Raw genomic sequence first — 720 nt, 5'->3', positions numbered from 1 at the left:
GCAAGGTTTTTAAACGGCCCAAGGCCTTCCTCAGGGCGACAAATACCAAAAAGGATCAGGTCGAGCGCAATATTTGACTCCCCCTGGAAGGGAGCACAGATACTTTCATCAAGAGTTCGTGCAAACCCCAGCAGTTCGTTAGGCGCTCGGAAATCCTGCTCCAGAGCGATCGCCTGAAAGCTCATGCCGATGGAAGCACCCAGCATAAGCTCATCGTTAACCCGATAGCCCACAGAAGGCGACAGATAGGTGATGCGCTCCAGCGCCATACGCTCACCCATATAGTTACCCACATCATCTTCATCCCGGTAGAACCCAGCTGCCAGCGGCAAATAGGTTGCGGTACCAAAGGTGAATTTAGAGCCAGCTGGTCGAATAGAAAATGAAGGAAGCGGCCCGGCAATAAGCGGCCCAGGCGGCAGATCTACCGTATCATTAATAAACGGCACATACAGAGAAATGCCTTCCACCGTACTGGTTGCAGATTTGAACTCGCGACAGTAATCCACGCCATCATCGGGAGCATCGCTACAGACGATGGGGTCGTCCGAAAACCCAAAAACGTTATATCCTGGCGGCGCTGAAAACTCTGACTCCAGCTGAAAATCCGCACCCACGAACTGCAACTCCACACGGCGACCATCCAGCTTCGCCAAGCCAGCCGGATTGAAGTGAATGGCCATAATCCCGGGAGGATCAGCGGTAACCGCATGCCCCATA

1 protein-coding gene is annotated in these 720 nt (G+C 53.3%); it reads right to left on the bottom strand.

All coding sequences use genetic code 11. From position 1 onward, the window contains the following. A partial coding sequence (locus A3754_RS06440) for an outer membrane protein transport protein (protein WP_197468516.1) occupies nucleotides 1-720 on the bottom strand: 720 nt, incomplete at both ends.

It is taken from the genome of Alcanivorax sp. HI0083 (assembly GCF_001635175.1).
Note: the sequence above shows the minus strand (reverse complement) of the source record. Positions and strands in the feature narration are given on the sequence as shown.